The sequence below is a fragment of the Myxococcus sp. MISCRS1 genome (assembly GCF_026626605.1).
GTDB classification, from domain to species: domain Bacteria; phylum Myxococcota; class Myxococcia; order Myxococcales; family Myxococcaceae; genus Myxococcus; species Myxococcus fulvus.
Genome location: NZ_JAPNKB010000001.1, coordinates 389,990 through 409,030, shown reverse-complemented (window position 1 = coordinate 409,030; position 19,041 = coordinate 389,990). Strand labels below are relative to the sequence as shown.

Genomic DNA, 19,041 nt, shown 5'->3' with positions numbered 1-19,041 from the left:
GTGGCTAGCGCCCGTGGAAGACGGGAGGACGGCGGGCCGCGGCGGCCGCGAGCCCCTCGCCCAGGTCCGCGCTGCCGTAGCTCTCCGCCTGGAGCCGGGCCTCCTCCTCCAACGCACGGCGCAGGGCCGCGCGGTCCAGGCCGAGCCGTTGCTTGAGCCCTCGGGTCGCGAGCGGTGCGTTGGCCGCGATGGTGCGGGCGAGCGTGGAGGCGCGGGTCCGCGTCTGGTCCGCGGGAGTGGCCTCGAGGGCGAGGCCGAGCCGGGCGGCCTCGCGGCCATCGAAGCGGCGGCCGGTGAGCAGCAGCTCGGCGGCGCGCTGGGGGCCGGCGCGCAGTGGGACGAGGAAGGTGGCGCCCATGCCGGGGTGCAGGCCGAGCTGGACGAAGTTGAGCGCGAGCTTCGCGTCCTCGGAGGTGATGACGAGGTCGCACGCGAGGGCCACGCAGAGGCCCGCGCCGATGGCGGCGCCCTCGACGGCGGCGATGGTCGGCACGGGCAGGTCGAGCAGGCAGAGGTAGCGCGAGTAGAACTCGAGCATGAAGAGGCGGGCCTCCTCGAAGGGGACCTGGCGCAGGCGGTCCAGCATCTGGAGGTCTCCGCCGGCGGAGAACGTCCCGCCCGCGCCGGTGAGGAGCACGGCGCGCACGTCGCTACGTCCGCGCAGCTCCTCGACGCGCTCGCGCAGTGCGATTCCCAGTTCGGGGGTCATCGCGTTGCGGCGGGCCGCATCGTTCATCGTGAGGGTGGCGACGCCGTCGTCCACCTCCAGCAGTACGCTCATCGCCTGGACAGTCATGGGCGGACTGTAGCCGCCTGATTGTGCCCGTCCATCTCGTCCGTGCGACGTCGAGGATTCTCCCGCGTGCCGATGGGACTTCGTCGTGTGTCAGCCGGTGGCCTGGGTGATGGCGCGTCCCACGGTGAACGTGGTGCGCGTGCCGCCCGTGGCCCAGTCATACCGGCCGGGGGCGTCCGTGTTCCAGCCTTGTCCACCGATTGCCGATGTCTGGCTTTGGAACGGCCGGGCGACGGATGTCTGTCTTGACGCGGGGGTTGCCCCATGGCCACCGTCCCCGCCATCGGAACCCAGACGGCCTGCATCCATCGCTTCCGCAGGCCACCGTCGCCGAGGGCAACGAGGACAACAACGGGGGCTTCTTCACCCTCGACGTCACCGAGCCCGCCCTGGCCGCGCCGGAAGGCCCGCCGCGCCAGCTGGAGCCCGCGCCCGCGCTGCCCTTCGACGGGGTCCAGGCGCTCACCCAGCCCACGCGGGGGGGCCGCGGAGGACCTGGCGTCGTTCCGCCCGGCGCCCACGCCACGCTAGCCGGCCACCACCTCCCCCTGGATGGGGAGGTGGGCCCGTCCGCTCAGTAGAGGGTGAGGGTGACTTCCTCGCCCGGCTGGACGGAGATCTCCTGCTCGCTCTCGAAGCGGCGCTCGCTGCCGATGTTCTTGCCGCCGAACGTGCCGATGATCTCCACGCCGAAGCGCACGCGGTCCGTGACGCCCACCATGTCCGGGGGCAGCACGAAGCTGCGGCTGGACATCCCCGGCACCGTGCCCAGCCGCACCCGCCGCGCCCCGTTGAGGGCGTAGAGGTTCACGTCCACCGTCTTGCGGCTCTCCACCTGCACCGTCGTCTTGGGCCGGGGAGGCTGGTCGGCGTCCGCCGCCTGCGTCGTCGCGCAAGCGCAGGCGAGGGCGCCGATGAGCAGCAAGACGACCGACAGCGTGGCACGGGTGGGCATATGGGCTCGCAGCGTGAGAGGAACCTCGTTCAGCGGTGCGGAGCGGCGTGTGTGCCGCTCTCCGTCCGGAGCGACTGGGTGGCCAGGCCCGACATGCTCTCCGCCAGCGACTGCACGGAGCGCGTGGCCTCCTGGGTCTCCTGCACCGTCTTCAGCGTGCGCTGCATCTGGCCGGACAGCTCCTGGATGGCCAGGGCCATCTGCTGGGTGCCCGCGTCCTGCGCGCTCACCGCGGCGGTGATCTGCCGCATGCTGGCGCTGGAGTCGCCAATCAGCACCGCCAGCTCCTGGAACTGCGCGCTGGAGGTGCGCACCGCGTCCAGGCTCTGCCGCACGCGCTCGTCGCCCTTCTCGCTGAACTGGGCCGCCTCGCGCATGCTCGCGCTCACGCCGTTGAGCACCTCGCGGATGCGGTGCGTGGCGCGGATGGACTGGTCGGCGAGGCCGCGCATCTCGCGCGCCACCACGCCGAAGCCCCGGCCACTCTCCCCGCTGCGCGCCGCCTCGATGGCCGCGTTGATGGCCAGCATGTTGGACTGGTCCGCCAGGTCCTTCACCGAGTCGACGATGCCGGACACCTCGCGCGTGCGCTCGTCGAGCGCCAGGATGCGCCGCGCCATCTCCGACACCTCGTTGCGGATGGCGGCCAGGTCTCCCAGCGTGCGCTCCAGCGCGGCGCTGCCCTCGCGGCCCACCTGCTCGGCGCCCTCCGCGGAGGCCGCCAGCGAGCTGGCCTTCTCCGCCGTCATCTGCGACGAGCGGCGGATCTCCTTCACCGTCTGCTCCGCCTCCTGCAGCGCCGCGGCCTGACGGCTGACACCCTCGGTCTGCTGATCGCTCGTGGAGCGCAGCTGCTGCACCACCGTGGCCAGCTCCCCGGCGCCGGTGCCCATGCGCTCGGCGAGGTTTCGGACCTCCGCCTGCCGCTCCTCCAGCTGACGGGTGTGCGCCTCCAGCGAGCGCACCACCTCGATGGAGCGCCGCGCGACGATGCCCAACAGCGACAGCGTCAGCGCCAGATAGCCCCAGTGCGACACATTGCCGAACGACACGCTCAACACGCCGATGACCGGCAGCACCGTGAGCGCCAGGAACAACACCAGGCCCGCCAGGCCTCCCATGAAGATGCGCGCGTCGGGGTTGCCACGCCACGCCTCCGTCGCCGCCACGATGAAGCACACCAGCAGGATGGTGAAGGAGAAGGGCAGGAAGGGCACCAGGATGCGCTGCGCCGTCCCCAGGTCGATGAAGACGGTGAACGCCGCCACCACGCACAGCGCGGTGTAGCCCATGGCGCCCAGCCGGAACCACCGCCGCTGGTTGTCCAGGATGGCGTCCGACACGAACTCGATGAGGCCGGACACCAGCAGGAAGATGCCCAGCACCGTGAAGCGAGTCGCGGTGATGGGCGCGTCCCACAGCGCGTTGGGCATGCCGCTCAGGCCCAGCAGCACGAAGCCGCCGCTGGCGGAGAAGACCGCCAGGCCCGCGAGCATCCGCCGCCGCCAGTGCATCAGGAACGCACCGCCCGAGCCCAGCGCCACCGACAACAGCAGCATGCCCATGACGAACGGCGCCTGGCCGTCACGCGTCACCAACGCGAGCAGCTGGTGGCGCGAGCCCACCTGCGCGCCCTGCGCCACGCCGATGTTCGGGTTGCTCGACTGCACGCGCAGCAGCAGGTGTCCCCCCAGCGCCGAGCGAGGCACCGGCACCAGGTGCCAGGCCATGTTGTCGGACAGCTCCGCGCCGGACGTGTTCAGCTTGCCGCTCACGTAGATGCGCTGACCGTTGGCGTACGCCTCCACGGCGTTGGTCACCTCGCCCAGCATCACCGCGGGCTCGGCCCACGGGCCCTCCGGCAACGGGATGCTCAGCCACAGGAACGTGTTCGTCCCGCGTCCCGGGGGCGGCTTGTTCGCTTCCACCGGGCGCCAGTCCTCGGCGACGTTGGCCGTCTGGGCCCACAACGGAATGCCATCCGTTCCGGGAGGAGAGTCTCCCCAGCGATAGCGCCAGCCTTCCTTCAACTGGACGGGAGCGCCTGCCTCCGCGGCATTCGCCGTCGGTGAGTGCAGGAGCGCCACGAGCAACGCGCAGCCCATCAGGGCCAGCAGCGCGGCTCGGCGCGATGGGTTGTGAAGCCTCACGGAACCAGCGTGTGAGGCAAGGCTGTCGAAAGATGTCGGGGTAGGGCGGTGGGCAGCCATGAGGGCCCCAATGCTCGACCGCGCGATGCATGCCTGTAAATAGGTCTGCATCCCCTGACATGTAGGAAAGGTTTGGGAGGGCTTTTCGGGAGGGGCTTTTGCGACCCGGGTTCAAATGCCACGGGGCATCCGGTGCGGGAAAATGACGCAATATACCGTGAGCCGGGAACATTCGGCCGAGGCGTCGTTGGTGAGTGCGAACCGCCCTCCGAAAGGAACGCACCTCATGCAGCTGACCCGACTCCGTTGGTGGCCCCTGGTCTTCCTCGCGGGTTGCGCGGGGCCCGAAGTTTCCGAGCCCATCAACAACTCCGAGGCACTGGACGCGTCACGCGCCGCCGTCGTCTATGCCGCGAGCCACATCCAGGTCGTCAGTGACAGCGCCATTCCGGCCACCGGGGGCGTTGCCTCGGCGCGTCACGAGAACTGCCTGGTGCCCAACCAGGACCTGAACGGGGACGGCATCCTCGACCCGATTCCCCCACGCACGCAGCTGCTCATCTACCGGGGCGCCACGCTGCGCGGCGTCTGCACCGTCGTGGGGCCCTCGGGGAGCCCCAACATCCTCATGACGCAGACGGGCTTCCGCAACCGGGTGGACGTCGACGCGGACTTCGACGTCAACGGCAGCATCGACCTGGACCTGGATGGCAACGGCACGGACGACGAGACGAACCACACGCTCACGCTGCCCACGGTGCGCAGCAACTTCGCGGGCGCAGCGGGCGCGAACTGGGCGCTGCCCGCGCTGACGACGCCGTCGGTGGCCGTCGTCACGGGCGGCTCGGCCAACTCGCTGGTGGAGCTCTACAAGCCCCAGTCGGCGCCGAAGGTCCTCTACACCTGGCCGCACCTGATGGAGAACGGCACCCTGGCCCAGCTGCAGGCGATGGACGCCGCCACGGGCGCGCGGACGTGGGAGACGCTGTGGGGCGCGGGCTTCAACAACGCGCAGCGCACCCATCACGAGCTCGACCGCTTCCACATCACCTCCGCCAACCTCCAGCACAGCTGGCCTGCCTTGTCGCTGCACACGGGGGCCGGGGGCACGCGCATGCCGTACGCGGTGTCGTTCCACACGCATGGCGCCAGCTGCGCGTCCTCCATCGCCGTGCGCGTGGGCGGACAGAACGGGGACCTCGAGGAGCAGTCCATGCACCGGGGCGTGGCCGAGGTCATCCGCATGGCCTTCCCCGACTCCGCCTTCGATGACGGCTCCCGCATCACCTACAAGTGGGGCGACTGCTTCGACGGGGACGGCCCCGAGAACTTCGTCAACGCGGCCAGCGCGTTCTCCAATGGCATCCAGCTGGAGCAGTACTTCGGGTGGATCACCGCGAACCATGACGGCGTGCAGACGCGCGGGCCCGTCGTCGCCGCCGCGGTGCGCTCCGTGTTCGACTGCCTGTCGGAGCCCGCCGACGCGTCGTCCGCGCCCTGGTACTACGGCAACGTGACCAGCGGCGGCACGGGCTACCACACGTCGGGGCTGTGCCCGGGCTTCATCGCGGACGTGGACATCACCCACGCCTGGTCCGCGGCCCATTCGATGTACCCCGGCATCCAGAACTGCCCGGCGAACGGCGGCGCCAACGGCCGCGCGCACGTGGACCTGTACCGGGAGCAGACGGCGGCCGGAGGCCAGAAGCGCTGGTACCGCATCGGCGGCGGACGCATGGACTACGACGCCAGCTGCAACCCGACGCTGAAGGTCCTGAACACGGCGGGCATCTGGGAGACGAACAGCACGCTCTTCAACCCCACCGCGGCGGACACCACCGTCAACGCGAACCAGACGGTCCGCTTCCGCGCCGTCATCCGGGCCTTCAAGGCGGATGGCACCACGCCGCTGCCCGCCTTCTTCAACGTCAGCGGGTGAGCGGCTCCGGAGCCTGGCGGGGCCGCTGGAGGGGGCGGCCCGCCGGGTTTCCGGGGGGGGGGGCGGCGGATGCCGCGCGCTAGAAGGCGCGGAAGATGCCGCGCACGCCGAGGGTGAAGAGCGCGTGGAAGCCGTCGTCCACGGCGCTGACGGCGCTGGTCTGCGCGGGCAGGCCCGTCACCGTCACCGTCTGCTCGCCGGTGCGCACGGTGTAGCTGCCCACGGACGCGGTGAGCATGGGCCCCAGCGCCAGGAAGTTGGAGACGCGCACGTCGCCGCCCACGCTGATGCGCGCGTAGGTGGGGCCCCGGTCCTCCACCCGCGTGTCGATGCGCGCCGGCGCGAAGCCACCCGTGGGCAGCGGCACCTGCGTGTCACCCTTCACGTGGCTCTTGAGGAACTCCAGGCCCACCGACAGGCCCACCCACGGGTCGAAGCCCGACGCCGGGTTGATGTGGTAGCGGACCTCCGGTCCGAAGCGCCATTGGTAGTTGTTGCAGTCGAAGTCCTCCGGGCAGGAGATGTCGTTCGTCTTGGTGAAGACCTTCTCCCACGAACCCCAGACGCCCACGTAGAAGCGCGGGTTGAGCCGATAGCCCACCTCCGCCAGCAGCGGCAGCGAGGCGTTCGCCGCGTCGGTGATCTTCAGGTCCTCGCGCGAGCCGGTGCGCGACGTGCCGTCCTTGTACACGTGGCCCGCGCCCAGGCCCAGGTTGACGCCTATCGCCACCTGGGGCCCGGACATCCCGTGCGCCGCGCGAACGTCCATCTCCACCGCGCCCGACTCGCGCTCCTGTGCCCATGCCGTCCCGGACACTCCCAGGCTGGCGATGACTGCCAGCGTCCAGCGGTGCTTCTTGGCCATGCGTGCTGCCCTCCAACGTGACTCGTGGGGTTTCACGGAGGTGGTTCCTCGGGGTGCACCGCGTGAACCGGACCGGAGGGCCAAGCGTCCGGAGTCGACACATGGCCGGACGGGATGTCCGCCGTGCAGCACCCGCCTGCCCGACAGGGGGCGGGGTGGGGAGCGCCTCGCCCCTCGGGTCTGGTGCCTGTGCGCCGTCGCGCGCCCGCCCCGTCCGTCGTCCGGCCCCGCTCAAAGCTGCTGCGCAGCACGCTGCTGTTGTCCGGGGCCCGGCGCGTCGTCGTCATCAGCGTCCCCTGGTACCTGCGCTCGGGCCTGGAAGCCCGGGGCCAGGCCCCGCTGGAGCCCCGCGCGCCGAGTGCTCCCCACTGAGCGCTCGCGGCTGCAATTGTTTCCGCTCAGCCGGGTCAAAACTTTCCGATTCCGCCAGGGCACGCGCCACGCATCCCCGCACGTCGACTGCCCCCGGGGATGAGACAGCCTTTCGTCACATGTCATCCCCGTGCTCTCGGTGCTCCATCATTCGGGAATGTCCAAGGTCCTCCGCCCGCTGATGAATAGACATTCATGACCCTAGGACGAGTTTAATTTGAAAATCAAGAATGTCTTTCTAACAAGGAATTTCCGGGCACCTTCCGTGCAGGGCGAGCGGCACCCCTTGTCACGAGTCCCCCAAGGGGCGTGGAGGCATCCGAATGAATCGCAGATGGTTCGCAGTCCTGCTGGGTGGTGCGTTATGGGCCCCGGCAGTCGCGGCACACGACTTCCGAGCGGAGAAGCTCGTGAATGGCCAGAAGCAGGTGTCGATCCTCACCTATCCCGCGACGCTGAACTTCACGTTCAGCGCCACGAACATCCACCCCACGCTGGAGTCCATCCTGCTCACGGCGGTGGATCCACTCCTGACGCAGTGCACGCTCACTCCGGCGCCACCGTTGACGGTCCCGGTGGGTGGAAACGTCACCTACCAGTGCTCGTACACGCTGCAGAACTACGAGGCCTGCCTGGCGCTGGGGGCGCTCGACACGAACCCGTCGACCCCCAACGAGGAGGTGACCTTCACCAACGTGTTCGGCATCAGCTGGGACAGCGGCTCGGCGCAGGACGGGGTCAACGTCCTGTGCGGACAAGAGCGCATCCTGGCCTGTGACGACACCGTCTACATCTCCACGGCCTCGTCTTCGTCGGGAGGGCTGCCCGTGGGGCCCTCGCGGCTCTATGTGTTCGACCCCGCGACGGCCACGCTGGCGCTCCAGGGCGAGACGTCGCTGCCCTACAACGGGCTCGCCTTCAACCATGTCGACGGCTTCATGTACGCCCTCTCCTCCGACGGCCTCACGCAGCCCTCGCTCATCCGCGTGGACGCGAACGGCTCGGCGACCGTCGTCGCGCCGTTGGTGTCGGGCGCCGCGAACTCGGCGGGCTGGGCGGCGGGCGCCATCCTCGAGGACGGCACCTACCTGGGCTTCGAAATCACCACCAACCACCTGGTCCGGATCAACACCAGCACGGGCGTGACGCTGTCCGACGTCGTCGTGGGGACGCCCGCGACGTTCCGGGTGGCGGACTTCGCCGTGAACCCCATCAACGGGCTGCTGTATGGCTTCAATTCGGCCACGCAGCGGGTGACGGTCGTCAACCCGGAGCTGGGCACGTTCACCGACTTCCTGCTGCCCGCGCTCATCAACGGCCTGCCCTCGGTGGGCAACGCCATGGTGGCGGCCGTCTTCACCCAGGTGGGGGAGCTGTTCTTCTATGGGTCGACCAACCTGAACAACAACCTGGCCAATACATTCTACTCGGTGAACCTGGTCACCGGGGCGCTGACGACCGTCTCCACCGGTCCGGCGACGCAGTTCGCCGATGGCGCGACGTGTGCCTTCAACGTGGAAGGTGGCGGAGGGCAGCCCCCGAGAGCCCACGTGACGCGGGACCACGGCTTCTTCGGCTCCTCCGAGGACGCGCTGGCGGAGTGTCTGTCGAAGGGCCCCATCTCCCTGGGGCAGCTGGGCAAGGTGACCACGATGGAGGGCGCGCTGGGCGTGCTGTGGGCCAACCCGGCCATCGCGCAGGGCGGGGCCATCCGCTCGGAGCTGGAGTCGCTCAAGGCCCGCTTCGCGCGTGAGCTGCTCACGGCCACGTGCAACGAGCGCTACTTCGGCACGCCCGCGCCGCAGCTCGCCGGGTTGGAGGCGTGGGTGGCGCCGCACCCGATGGTGCTCCAGAAGGTGCTGGGGCAGTTGGAGAAGCACAACCGCTCCGGCGCGCGCCTGGCGGTTCCGTTGGGCAAGAAGGCCTGGAAGCTGGAGCCGCTGAAGGGGCAGGAGCGGGCCGTGGAGCCGCAGTACTGAGAGGGGGATGACATGTCGACGAATCCGAATTGGAAGATCCTGTCCGGAGTGTTCCTGGCGCTGTCCTTGACCGCGTGTGACGGCGGCGAGACGGTGCCCATCGATGTCCCCCAGGGAGACCGCTTCGAGCTGCGGCTGCTGGGGCAGGACGCCGAGGACTACGAGAAGCTGATGCTGGGCGTGGGGCGCGTGGAGGTGATGGTGCAGGGCCGGCTGGTGCCGTTCCAGCTCTCGCCCGCGGCGCGGGCCATGGACCTGGCGCGGACGGACCACGCCTATCTGCTGGGGTACTTCTACCTCCCGGCGGAGGCGGACGCGGCGGACGTCCGGGTTCACTTCGATGACGTGGGCGCGTTCCAGACGTCGGGCGGGTCGGGCCTCATCAACGCGCGCTCAGGCTCGCTCCTGTTCACGACCCGGCGCGCGGAGCTGGAGAAGCGCAAGCATGTCGTCGTCCAACTGCACCTGAACGACAGCTTCTTCCAGGGCCGCGGCGCGAAGGTGCTGTTGCCCTCGACGTTCGTCGTCCACTGAGAGATGGGGGAGGGGGCTGCTCGCTGGGGGCCGGGAGGCCTCCAGCGGGCAGCGGTGGTTCCGGGCTACAGCCCGAGCGCCACGCCCACCACGATTCCCACCAGCGTCGCGCCGACCACCAGGAGGTTGTCCCTCCAGGGGGAGCGTCTCCGGACCGGCTTGGGGGCGGGAGCCGGCTTCGGCTCGGCGCTGACCTGTGAGCGCACGGGCGCGGCGTCGACCTTCGCCTCCAGGGGCGCCGGCTCGAGCTGCGTCACCTCGTCATCGTCGTCGAGGCCCGTGTCCTCGACGGCGGGCTCGGACGGACGCTCCACCAGCCGCAGGGTGGGGGCCGCCTTCTCCACCTGGGTCCAGGGCCGCAGCGCGTCCGCCATCTCCTCGGCCGTCGCGAAGCGCTCCGCGGGGTCCTTGTTCAAGGCGCGGGCGATGAGCCGGGCGAAGTCCTCGGGCACGTCCGGGCGCAGCTCCGACGCCAGGGGCGGCACCCGCTCGATGATGGCGGAGAAGAGGGCCACGGTGTCGGCCACGTCGATGGGCTGCCGGCCCGTCACCATCTGGAACAAGCAGGCGCCCAGGGCATAGACGTCCCCGCGCGCGTCCACCGGCAGGCAGCGGACCTGCTCGGGGGGCATGAAGGAGGGCGTGCCCACCCACGCTCCGGCCTCGGCGCCCACCGAGCGGGCGTCATCCTCGTGGAGCAGCCGGGCCACGCCGAAGTCCAGCACCTTCACCTGGTCGCCGGTGACGATGAAGAGGTTGTCCGGCTTGATGTCCCGGTGGATGACGCCGGCCTTGTGCGCGGTGTCGAGCGCGGACAGCGTCTGGAGCGCCAGCGTCGCGGCCCTGGCCACGGGCAGCGGGCCCTGCTCCTTGAGCAGCAGCCGCAGCGTCTGGCCCCGGAGCAGCTCCATCACCATGAAGGGCGGCTCGTCCTCGTTGCACTGGAAGTCCTTCACCTGGACCAGGTGAGGGTGGCTCAGCCGCGCGGTGGCGTGCGCCTCCCGCTTGAAGCGCGCCAGCACCGCGTCATCGTCCATCAGGTGCTGCTGGAGCACCTTGATGGCCACCACGTCCTCCGCGTCCACCGGCGCCGCCTCGTAGACGATGCCCATGGCCCCCACGCCGATTCGCTGACGCAGCTGATACCTCTGACCCAGCAAAGTTCCAACGCGAGCTGACGAGCGACTCATGAATCAACCGGTATACCCAAGTGGCGCACATGGCGAGGGGGTATCCGCCTGATGACGTATGTTTCAGTCGTTGATACCTCGAAAGCCTTGATGAGTCGGACTGGGTGTGCAAGGCGCCGCGGTGACTGTCTCGGGACGTGAGGCGTCGCTTCTCGGGCCCCGAGAGCGAAGCCGTCCGCGAGTACCGCGACACTGGACTCAGAACAGGAAGCCGATGCGGACCAGGTCCATGTCCACGTCGAGGATGGCCCGGTCTCCGCGCGCCACCACGTCGTCGCTGTTGCGGATGAAGGCATACTGCGCGCCGATGTCGACGGTGTCGCGGCGCTGGTTGAAGCTGTAGCCCACGCCCAGGCCGACGAGAGGCTCGAAGAAGAAGGCCTGGCCGCGCGTCACCGCCCGGTAGCCCACGTCCAGGCCGAGCGTCACCTGGAAGCCCTGCTCGTCCTCGTACTGCAGCGAGTAGTTCCTGCCGTTGGGGCGGTAGCGCAGCGTCTCCCTGCTCCAGGTGCCCGACAGCCGCGGCTGAAGGAAGAAGCCCTGGCCTCGGGGCCGCGGCGAGGGCTTCCAGGCCACGCCCAGCGTCACCTTCAGCTGCCGCAGCTTGGAGCAGCGCGAGGGCTCGAAGTCACACCGGTTGGCCGTCATCATGGGGGTGACCTCGAGCACGCCCGTGGTGCTCTCCGAGAAGCTCCGCCCGAAGCCGACGGGGAGGGCCAGGTGGAGCCGCTCCGTCATGGGGCCCACCAGGAGCAGCGACAGGTGCGTCACCGGGGACAGCCAGAGCGCGTTCTTCGGGGCGGAATCGTGCTCCCCCTGCGCGTTCGCCGCGGGCGCGAGGAGGAGCAGCATGGCGAGGGCAATGCGTTTCAGGGGGGCGCTCCTGTTGCTGGGTGGCGTTTGTCTCCAAGCAACACCCATGCCTCGCGTCATCCCCGTCGACACCGCCCGTGTGCCCGGGCGATGGGGGACTCGATTCGCGACAGGATTGTCAGGACCGCCTTCCGCGCCCAGGGGCGGCCATGTCGTGCTCGCCGGCGCCAAAGACAGACGGGGCTGGACGGTGGGCACCGTCCAACCCCGTGGCTCAGCGGCGCGTGAAGCGGGCGCCTAGAAGTCCTTGATGCGGTCCGCCAGGTTGGCGTTGTCGACGAAGGCGTTGGTGTTGCCCTGGATGTTGGCCACGCGGCGGTTGCGCTCGATCTCCGCGGCGTCCACGGCGTCCAGCTTGTTCCACGCCTTGAGGGCCGCTTCCTCGTCGTTGGGGATGGGCTTGTTGTACGTGGAGGAGAAGTAGAACATCGCGCGCGCCACGTTGCCCTTGTGGGAGTCCGGCGGCTCGAAGACGGTGTTGCCCTTGCTGTCGGTGCCCAGCTTGGCGCCGTTGTGGCTCCACTTGACGTTGACCACCTCGCCGAACGGGAAGCTGCTGCGGCGCGAGTTGGCCTTGCTGTCGGTGGGGAACAGGTGGTGCAGGTCGCTCTTGGCCGCGCCCGTGGCGCCCTTGGACTGGGGCCACGTGTGCTCCACGTTCATCACCGCGTTGTTCGGAATCTTGCCGCCCTTGGTCTCCAGGCCCGTGTAGACGCACTCCACGTTGCCCGCGGCGTTCACGTCCAGGCTGGTGAAGATGAGCCGGCGCGCCTCGTTGTAGCTGACGACCTTCTTGTCGGAGGACGACTCGCGCACGGCGCGCAGGAGCGCGTCGTCACGCAGCCCGTCGAACGGGTCATCCGACGGCTCGGGATCCGGCTCGGGCGCCTTCGTCTCCGGGACGATGTTCAGGCCCCACTGCTTCAGCGTGCCCGTGTCGCCCTTGGCCTGGTCCTGCACCTCCAGCGTCCAGGTGCCCTTCGTGGACTCGCCGGCGAAGGCGGTCAGGTCGAAGCTGCCCTTGAGGTCATCGGCGGAGCCACCCTGGCGGCTGGACACCACCGCGCTCTTGCCGGAGGGGGCCGTCAGCTTCACCGTCAGGTCGCCGCGGTAGGTGTGGGCGATGTCCAGGTCCAGCTTGAGCGACTCCACCTTGGCGTCGTCCGCGACGTCCAGGGTGCTGGTGACGGTGGCGTTGTCCTTGATGGCCGCGTTGGGGCTGGTGGTGTGGACCAGCGGGGCGGCCTGGGCGCCGGCGGCGGCCTTCAGGCCCTCGACGGCCGCGTTCGACACGGTGGGCTTCACCGGCACGAAGACGGCGCCGAGCTTCGTCAGCAGGGAGGGCGACAGGCCCGCGAGTCCGGAGCGCGAGGGCTCGAACTCGGTGCGAGCCACCGAGGCCGTCCGGGGGGCGGACGTCTCACGGGTGGTCTCAGTTTCAGTCGGGCGGGCGGGGAGGGGCGAGCGACGGGGGCCGACGACACTGGTCATGCGGGCATTATCGGCAACGACGCGTCACAGGTTGTCCCGTCGCCGTGTCTTTTTTGATGACGCCGGAAAACTGGGGATTTCCCGGCGATATCGACGTCTTTTCTAGGGTTTGGCGGCGCCCTGCAGCCCCGGAGGCTCAGTTCCGGAGGAGCTCGGTCTGCGTCCGGCCGTCGGCGCCGAGGCCATCCAGGCGGACGAAGTCGACGGAGAAGGGCCAGGACGTCTTCACGAAGATGTGGAGCAGTTGGGCGGGGCCGGCGCCGAACCTCGTCCAGGCCTGCACGGCGCAGCCGCCGCCCTGGACCTGGGTGGTGGTGAGGTCGATGGGGCGATCAGCGAAGGCCCGCAGGCGGATGCGGACGCGGCCCCCGTCGGGCGTGAGCTCCACCTGCTGCGTGTCCTCCAGGCCGTACGCGGGCTGCTCGACGCCGAGCAGGTCCTCCACCTCCGACTCGCCGCGCTCCAGCATGCGCCAGTACACGCGCACGGGCTTGCTCCCCACCGGATGGCAGGCCTCGTCGAGCCGCACGGCGTAGTGGACCTGGTTGCGGTTCTCGCTCCGGGAGAGGAAGAAGGCGGATGGCTCCTGGGGCGACGGCTCCGCGGCGGCCAGCGAGGGGATGAGCGCCAGCGCGGCGGTGACGACGGTCCTGAGCCAGAGGTTGCGGTGCACGACGGTTCCCCCCTTCACGGCGGAGTGACGCGGACGGCGATGCTGGGAAGGTAAACACCCCAGCCGCCGCCAGCTGTCACCCGGCCCGAGCCCTGCGGCCGGGCGGTGCCTAGCATGGACGGCGGCCCGGGTCTGCTTTCACACGCGCCCGGGTGTCCTGCGGTGGGCGCCCGCCGCGTGGCCTGACTTAACCCCGGCCCCTGGCGGCCGCATGACGAACCGCCAGGGAGGGCTGGACCCAGGCCCGGGCGGTGCGTGCCCCAGGCCCGGGGGTGCATCACGGCGTGGTGAAGAAGGAGCTGATGGCCTCGGCGCTGTGGAAGGGCAGCTTCTCGAGCGACGTGAAGGGCTCGCTCAGGTCGAACCCGGGCGACACGATGGAGGCCACGCGCAGGTAGTAGATGCTGTCGGGCTGCAGCGTGCCCGGGGGCAGGCGGACCTGGGTGGTGGAGCCCGGGGCGTAGATGCTGCCGGCGGGCATCAGGAAGCGCAGCTGGGCGTCGTAGCGGTAGAGCGTCACGCGGTAGGCGTGGGGCGTGCCGAGCGTGGGCGGCGTCCAGGCGAGGACGGGGCTGTTGGTGCCCACCTCGCGCTGCACGTTCGCGGGGACGCCGTCGATGGTCAGCGAGCGGGGCGGGGACACCTGCGGCTGCACGGGGCCGGCGATGAGGTTGTCGAACACGTCGTACGAGTAGAGGCGACCCGACAGGTACATGGAGACGCCCGAGTCATCCGGCACCGGGGACAGGACGCGGAACGGATAGCTGTGGATGCCGACGAGGCCCCAGCTGGACGGGAAGGGATTGCCGAACTTCAGGCGGCTGGTGAAGTTGAACGACGCGTTCCGGGGGAGGAACAGGTTGAGCAGCTCTCCGGAGTAGCCCACCCAGCGCCCGCCGGTGTTGTGCGCGTTGGGGAGGACCTCGAAGAGGGGCGTGGAGCCGGTGGCCTGCGGGTGCACGTCCGTGGCGAACTGGGTGTACGCGGGCAGTCGCCACTCGATGGGGAACTCGCGCATCGGCGTGGGCTGCAGGTAGCCCGTCACGGGCAGCGGGGTGATGCCGTCCGGCACGTAGTCGAACGCGCCCATCTGCACGGAGCGCTCCACCGCGGCGTAGCCCAGCGCCGTCCCGTCCGGCGCCGTGCCGGCGCTGAACTGGCTGAGCTGATTGACATACATCCGGTCGCCCTTGGAGGCGTCGAAGGTGGGCAGGTTGTAGCCGCTGCTCAGGCCGAGGTCGGCCTGGTTGGTGAGCAGCGTCGTCTGGCCATCGGGAATCTGGTCGAAGACGTTCACGTAGCCGAACAGGTCCACCTCACCGGAGGTGAGCTGGAGGCTGGAGCCGGGCTGCTGGCTGCTCCAGGTGTTCTGCCACGGCGCCAGGTTGAGCAGGTTGATCTGCAGCGTGGTGAGGTAGCTGTTCGAGTACTCGGCGTCCATCCGCCCCAGGCGGTTGCGGCCGAGGTCGATGTGGCGCGCGTCGGTGATGACGTGGGTGGCGCCGGTGCGCAGGTAGAACGGGCCGGAGGGCACACCATTGAAGCGCCAGCCGCCCGGCACCGCGGAGCCGAGGATGAGCTGGAAGGTGGAGCCCTGCTGCACGAGGATTTCGGGCGGGTTGGCGGACAGGTCATTGACCTGCTCGGCGATACCCACCGACGTGTAGAAGCGCGTGGTGTCGGTCACCAGCACCGCGTCGGACGGTGGGCCCGCGTCGGGGGTGGGGCCCGCGTCGGGCGTGGGGCCGCCATCGGTGGGGGAGCTCTCCGTCCCCGGGTCGATGTTCGCCTGCCCATCATCCAGTTCCTGCTCCTGTCCGGGGGCTCCGCCACAACCGACCAACCAGACCACGCATGCCGAGCCGAGTACCGCGGAGAAACGAGACCGCTTCACGAAGACCTCCTGATGGAAATGCCGCGGTCACAATACGCGCGAGCACCTCGGCTCTGGTTGTCTTGGCGAATCAATCCCTCACGGCGAAATCACCCGCGAGTGTTTTGCGCAATCCGGGCGCGTCGGGTGTGGTGCTTGCGGAGGTCTGCCCGGAGGTCGAAACGGCGGCTCCCCGCGGCTTCACGGGGAGCCGTGGCGCGCCTCAACGCGTGGAAAGCAGGCCCTTCTTGCGCCAGTCGTCCAGGTAGAGGGACATCAGCTCGCGGTCCAGGCGATGGAACCCGAGCCCGAGTCCCGCGAGGGCCTCGCGGGTGTTGCGGGCGTCGTAGACGGGCATGCCCTCGTAGACCTCCCAGCGCGTCGAGCCGCCGCCGTAGACCTGCTCGTGGAGCATGGGCACCAGGGCGCAGAGCGGGTTCTGGGCCGCGCGAGGGTCCTTCATGAGGCGGTCCACCCATTCCTCGTAGGGGACGCGGCTGAGCGGCTGCCCGCAGGCGGCGAGCAGTGCGTAGAGCGCGTCCATGTCGATGGAGTCGCGAGGAGAGGGAGGCACCAGGTGATAGGCCTTGCCGATGGCGCCCTCGCGCGAGGCGATGCCGAGCAGCGCGCCGCTGACGAAGTCCACGGGCACCATCTCCTTGCGTTGGCGCGGGAGGATGGGACCGCTGCCAATCTGGATGCAGCCGCGCACGAAGCGCGCGACGAAGTCGTCCGGGTTCCCGACGCCCGTGCGGGTGTGTCCCATGATGAAGCCCGAGCGGTAGATGTTCACCGCCAGCCCGCGCTCGATGGCCTCCCACACGCGCTTCTCGGCCACCCACTTGCTGGCCGCGTACCCCAGGTCGTAGCGCAGGCAGTCGAGGTGCTTGTCCAGGTCCTCGTCCTCGCGCAGGACCTGGGTGCCGTTGAAGTAACCGGTGGGACCGAACACGGCGATGGTGGACACGTAGTGCACGGGCGTGGGCCCCAGCGCGGCCAGCCGCAGCACCTCCGTGGTGCCATCGACGTTGACGGCCTTGTGCGCCTCGTAGGGCTGCACGTAGTTCACGTGCGCGCCGACGTGGAGGATGGCCTCCGCCCGCTCGACGATGGACTGTCGTTGCCCGGCGCCCAGGCCCATGCGGGGGGCGCCGAGGTCCCCGAGCACCGGCTCGATGCGAGGCGCGAAGGAGTCCTCCCACAGGTCGTACTTCTCCAGGGCCCGGCGGACGCGAGCGAGCGCTGTCTCCGCGTCCCTCGCGCGAACCAGGCAGGCCACCTGCGCCTTCGTCGTCCGCATCAGGTCGCGGAGCATGAAGGCGCCGAGGAAGCCCGTGGCGCCCGTGAGGAAGATGCAGCGCATGTCCTCCAACGCGCGTCCCTTCACCACCGGCCTGCCTGGAGCGGGGGCGATGTCCTCGGGCAGCCGCGCGTCCTCGCGCCAGGCGTCGGGGCCCGCGATGGCGCGGCCCTCGTCCTGGACACCCGCCAGGGCCTGCCGCACCGCTTCGATGAAGTCCCCCAGCGTCCGTGCCTCATGGAGGGCGTGTGCGGAGAGTCCCACACCGAACTTCTCCCGCAGCCGCAGCGTCAGGCGTCCCGTCATCAGGGAGTTGCCGCCCAGGCGCACGAAGTCATCGCCAGCGGACGCGGTCTCCACGCCGAGCAGCTCGGTCCAGATGTCGCTCACGCCCGCGACGACGGGGTCCTCCGGCGGGGGCGTGCTCTGTGCGGGCACCGCTCCGGCTCCTGGCGGCACGGGGCGGGGCAGCGCCGCGCGGTCGACCTTTCCATTGGTGGTGACGGGGAGCCGCTCCAGCAGGACGAAGCGAGACGGCACCATGGGCTCCGACACCCTGTCGCGCAGGAAGTCGCGGAGGGCGTCCTCGAGGCCCGGGCCGGTGTCCTTGGGTACGACGAAAGCCGCCAGCGACTTCTCGCCATCGGGTCTCTCCTGGAGTGTCACCACGGCGTCCCAGACGAGCCCGCTCCGCAGGAGCGTCTTGGAGACCTCGTCCAGCTCGATGCGATGACCGCGAATCTTCACCTGATGGTCGGCCCGGCCCAGGTACTCCAGCGTCCCGTTCTCGCGCCACCGCGCCAGGTCGCCGGTGCGGTAGATGCGCAGCGCCTCGCCGTCCTTCAATCCGGGCACCGTGGGGAAGCGCTCCGCGGTGAGCTCCGGCTGGTGGAGATAGCCGCGCGCGAGGCCCTCCCCCGCCAGGCACAGCTCTCCCATCTGTCCCGGTGCGACGGGGCGCAGGTCCTCGTCGAGCAGGAACACCTCGGTGCGCGCGATGGGCCTCCCGATGGGGATGGAGCCGCTCAAGGCATCCTGGAGGCGCGCCTCGTGGGCTGTCGCGTAGATGGACACCTCCGTGGGGCCGTAGCCGTTGACGAGCCGCTCGGGAGGGTGGCTCTCCAGCACCGCGCGGAAGAGGCGGGGATTGGCGCGCTCTCCCCCCACGACCACCAGCCGAAGCCGGCCGAAGGCATCCGGACAGGCCTGGGCCACCAGGTTGAAGAGGGCGGTGGCGATGGTCATCACGTCGACGCGCATGTCGCGCAGGGCCTGGCGGAAGGCCTGGGCATCCAGGAGCGTTGCCTTGGAGATCACCACGAGCGCGGCCCCGTTGAGCAGCGCGCCCCAGACTTCATAGAGGGAGATGTCGAACGCGTGGCTCGTGAGCTGCGCGACGCGCTCCCCGGGATGGATGCCGAGGATGGGATTGTCGATGACCAGTCGGCGGATGCCCTTCGCGAGGACCTCGATGCCCTTGGGGCGCCCCGTCGTCCCGGACGTGTACATGATGTACGTCCGTCGCTCCGGGGTGTCGCGCGGACCGGTGAAGGTCTCGGGCTCGCGCGCCACGCTGTCCGCGTCACGTTCCAGGCAAAGGCAGCTCAATCCAGCCCGGGCGCAATGCGTCTCTTCCGTCAGGGTCTCGGTGAGGAGGACCTTCGTTCCGGAGTTTTCCAGGATGTATGTGATTCTCTCGCGAGGGTGCTGGAGGTCCAGCGGGACGTGAGAGGCGCCCAGCTTGGCGAGGGCCACATGGGCCACGATGGCTTCGATGCCTCGCCGCATGGCCACGGCGACAGGCGTCTCCTCGCCCACGCCTCGGTGGCGCAGCGCGTTCGCGAGCTGGTTGGCCCGGCGGTCCAGCGCGTCATAGGTGACGCGCTTGACGCCCCAGTGGATGGCGATGGCTCCGGGCTGGAGGTGGACCTGGGCCTGCCACAGGTCCGCGAGCCCTGACTGAGACGGATGACGCCTTGCAGGAACGCTGCTTTTCGATGGGGATTCGAAGGTGTGCATGCTCGTCGCGCGCTCCTCATGGATGTGTCGGG

Annotated in this window: 15 protein-coding genes; 5 read left to right on the top strand and 10 right to left on the bottom strand. The window is 69.8% G+C overall.

Features of this window, described 5'->3' with window-relative positions; genetic code table 11:
• Window positions 1-4: 4 nt before the first annotated feature.
• Window positions 5-781 carry an enoyl-CoA hydratase/isomerase family protein gene (locus tag OWM54_RS01500; RefSeq protein ID WP_223784363.1) on the bottom strand — a complete coding sequence of 259 codons (777 nt, stop codon included), beginning with the start codon at window positions 779-781 and terminating at the stop codon, window positions 5-7.
• Window positions 782-1,032: 251 nt separating this feature from the next.
• Here OWM54_RS01500 and OWM54_RS01495 point away from each other — a divergent pair, with 251 nt between their 5' ends.
• Entirely contained in the window at window positions 1,033-1,377 is a 345-nt protein-coding gene (locus tag OWM54_RS01495) for a hypothetical protein (RefSeq protein WP_267696418.1), read from the top strand.
• Here the strand turns inward: OWM54_RS01495 and OWM54_RS01490 are convergent.
• Complete coding sequence (locus OWM54_RS01490; RefSeq protein WP_223784365.1) at window positions 1,371-1,751, bottom strand: hypothetical protein; 381 nt, start codon at window positions 1,749-1,751, stop codon at window positions 1,371-1,373. The genes OWM54_RS01495 and OWM54_RS01490 overlap by 7 nt on opposite strands.
• 29 nt (window positions 1,752-1,780) lie before the next feature.
• Window positions 1,781-3,856: a methyl-accepting chemotaxis protein gene (locus OWM54_RS01485; RefSeq protein ID WP_223751133.1), complete on the bottom strand. Its 2,076-nt coding sequence runs from the start codon at window positions 3,854-3,856 to the stop codon at window positions 1,781-1,783.
• A 331-nt stretch (window positions 3,857-4,187) separates the two neighbouring features.
• Here OWM54_RS01485 and OWM54_RS01480 point away from each other — a divergent pair, with 331 nt between their 5' ends.
• The gene (locus OWM54_RS01480; RefSeq protein ID WP_267696416.1) at window positions 4,188-5,840 is read left to right on the top strand and encodes a hypothetical protein; all 1,653 of its coding nucleotides are present in this window, start codon (window positions 4,188-4,190) and stop codon (window positions 5,838-5,840) included.
• Between the two features lie 79 nt (window positions 5,841-5,919).
• Here the strand turns inward: OWM54_RS01480 and OWM54_RS01475 are convergent, their stop codons facing one another.
• Entirely contained in the window at window positions 5,920-6,705 is a 786-nt protein-coding gene (locus OWM54_RS01475) for a hypothetical protein (protein WP_223751119.1), read from the bottom strand.
• Window positions 6,706-6,894: 189 nt separating this feature from the next.
• On the opposite strand from OWM54_RS01475, the gene OWM54_RS01470 reads away from it, so the two are divergent.
• The 3 genes from OWM54_RS01470 to OWM54_RS01460 all read left to right on the top strand — a co-directional run bounded on the left by OWM54_RS01470 (window position 6,895) and on the right by OWM54_RS01460 (window position 9,590).
• A complete protein-coding gene (locus OWM54_RS01470) occupies window positions 6,895-7,077 on the top strand; it encodes a hypothetical protein (RefSeq protein WP_267696415.1) in 183 nt (60 codons plus the stop codon).
• A gap of 410 nt (window positions 7,078-7,487) precedes the next feature.
• Window positions 7,488-9,056: a DUF6923 family protein gene (locus tag OWM54_RS01465; RefSeq protein WP_223784367.1), complete on the top strand. Its 1,569-nt coding sequence runs from the start codon at window positions 7,488-7,490 to the stop codon at window positions 9,054-9,056.
• Between the two features lie 12 nt (window positions 9,057-9,068).
• A complete protein-coding gene (locus OWM54_RS01460; protein ID WP_223784368.1) occupies window positions 9,069-9,590 on the top strand; it encodes a hypothetical protein in 522 nt (173 codons plus the stop codon).
• Window positions 9,591-9,655: 65 nt separating this feature from the next.
• Here OWM54_RS01460 and OWM54_RS01455 read toward each other — a convergent pair whose 3' ends face one another.
• From OWM54_RS01455 to OWM54_RS01430, 6 genes are all read right to left on the bottom strand, one after another.
• Window positions 9,656-10,750 carry a serine/threonine-protein kinase gene (locus tag OWM54_RS01455; RefSeq protein WP_223784369.1) on the bottom strand — a complete coding sequence of 365 codons (1,095 nt, stop codon included), beginning with the start codon at window positions 10,748-10,750 and terminating at the stop codon, window positions 9,656-9,658.
• Between the two features lie 228 nt (window positions 10,751-10,978).
• Window positions 10,979-11,632, bottom strand: a complete 654-nt coding sequence (locus OWM54_RS01450; RefSeq protein ID WP_223784370.1) for a hypothetical protein — start codon at window positions 11,630-11,632, stop codon at window positions 10,979-10,981.
• Between the two features lie 258 nt (window positions 11,633-11,890).
• The gene (locus OWM54_RS01445) at window positions 11,891-13,048 is read right to left on the bottom strand and encodes an endonuclease (RefSeq protein WP_223784371.1); all 1,158 of its coding nucleotides are present in this window, start codon (window positions 13,046-13,048) and stop codon (window positions 11,891-11,893) included.
• 232 nt (window positions 13,049-13,280) lie between these two features.
• On the bottom strand, window positions 13,281-13,817 hold the full coding sequence (locus OWM54_RS01440; RefSeq protein WP_223751126.1) for a DUF4833 domain-containing protein: 537 nt from the start codon (window positions 13,815-13,817) through the stop codon (window positions 13,281-13,283).
• A 277-nt stretch (window positions 13,818-14,094) separates the two neighbouring features.
• Window positions 14,095-15,711, bottom strand: a complete 1,617-nt coding sequence (locus tag OWM54_RS01435) for a hypothetical protein (protein WP_223784372.1) — start codon at window positions 15,709-15,711, stop codon at window positions 14,095-14,097.
• A 202-nt stretch (window positions 15,712-15,913) separates the two neighbouring features.
• Window positions 15,914-19,009, bottom strand: a complete 3,096-nt coding sequence (locus OWM54_RS01430) for an amino acid adenylation domain-containing protein (protein ID WP_267696414.1) — start codon at window positions 19,007-19,009, stop codon at window positions 15,914-15,916.
• Between the last annotated feature and the right edge of the window lie 32 nt (window positions 19,010-19,041).

What these genes read in the sequence shown, in the direction of transcription:
- OWM54_RS01500 (WP_223784363.1), bottom strand. Translation starts at nt 781, where the DNA reads ATGAGCGTACTGCTGGAGGTGGACGACGGCGTCGCCACCCTCACGATG.
- OWM54_RS01495 (WP_267696418.1), top strand. Translation starts at nt 1,033, where the DNA reads ATGTCTGTCTTGACGCGGGGGTTGCCCCATGGCCACCGTCCCCGCCAT.
- OWM54_RS01490 (WP_223784365.1), bottom strand. Translation starts at nt 1,751, where the DNA reads ATGCCCACCCGTGCCACGCTGTCGGTCGTCTTGCTGCTCATCGGCGCC.
- OWM54_RS01485 (WP_223751133.1), bottom strand. Translation starts at nt 3,856, where the DNA reads ATGGGCTGCGCGTTGCTCGTGGCGCTCCTGCACTCACCGACGGCGAAT.
- OWM54_RS01480 (WP_267696416.1), top strand. Translation starts at nt 4,188, where the DNA reads ATGCAGCTGACCCGACTCCGTTGGTGGCCCCTGGTCTTCCTCGCGGGT.
- OWM54_RS01475 (WP_223751119.1), bottom strand. Translation starts at nt 6,705, where the DNA reads ATGGCCAAGAAGCACCGCTGGACGCTGGCAGTCATCGCCAGCCTGGGA.
- OWM54_RS01460 (WP_223784368.1), top strand. Translation starts at nt 9,069, where the DNA reads ATGTCGACGAATCCGAATTGGAAGATCCTGTCCGGAGTGTTCCTGGCG.
- OWM54_RS01450 (WP_223784370.1), bottom strand. Translation starts at nt 11,632, where the DNA reads ATGCTGCTCCTCCTCGCGCCCGCGGCGAACGCGCAGGGGGAGCACGAT.
- OWM54_RS01430 (WP_267696414.1), bottom strand. Translation starts at nt 19,009, where the DNA reads ATGCACACCTTCGAATCCCCATCGAAAAGCAGCGTTCCTGCAAGGCGT.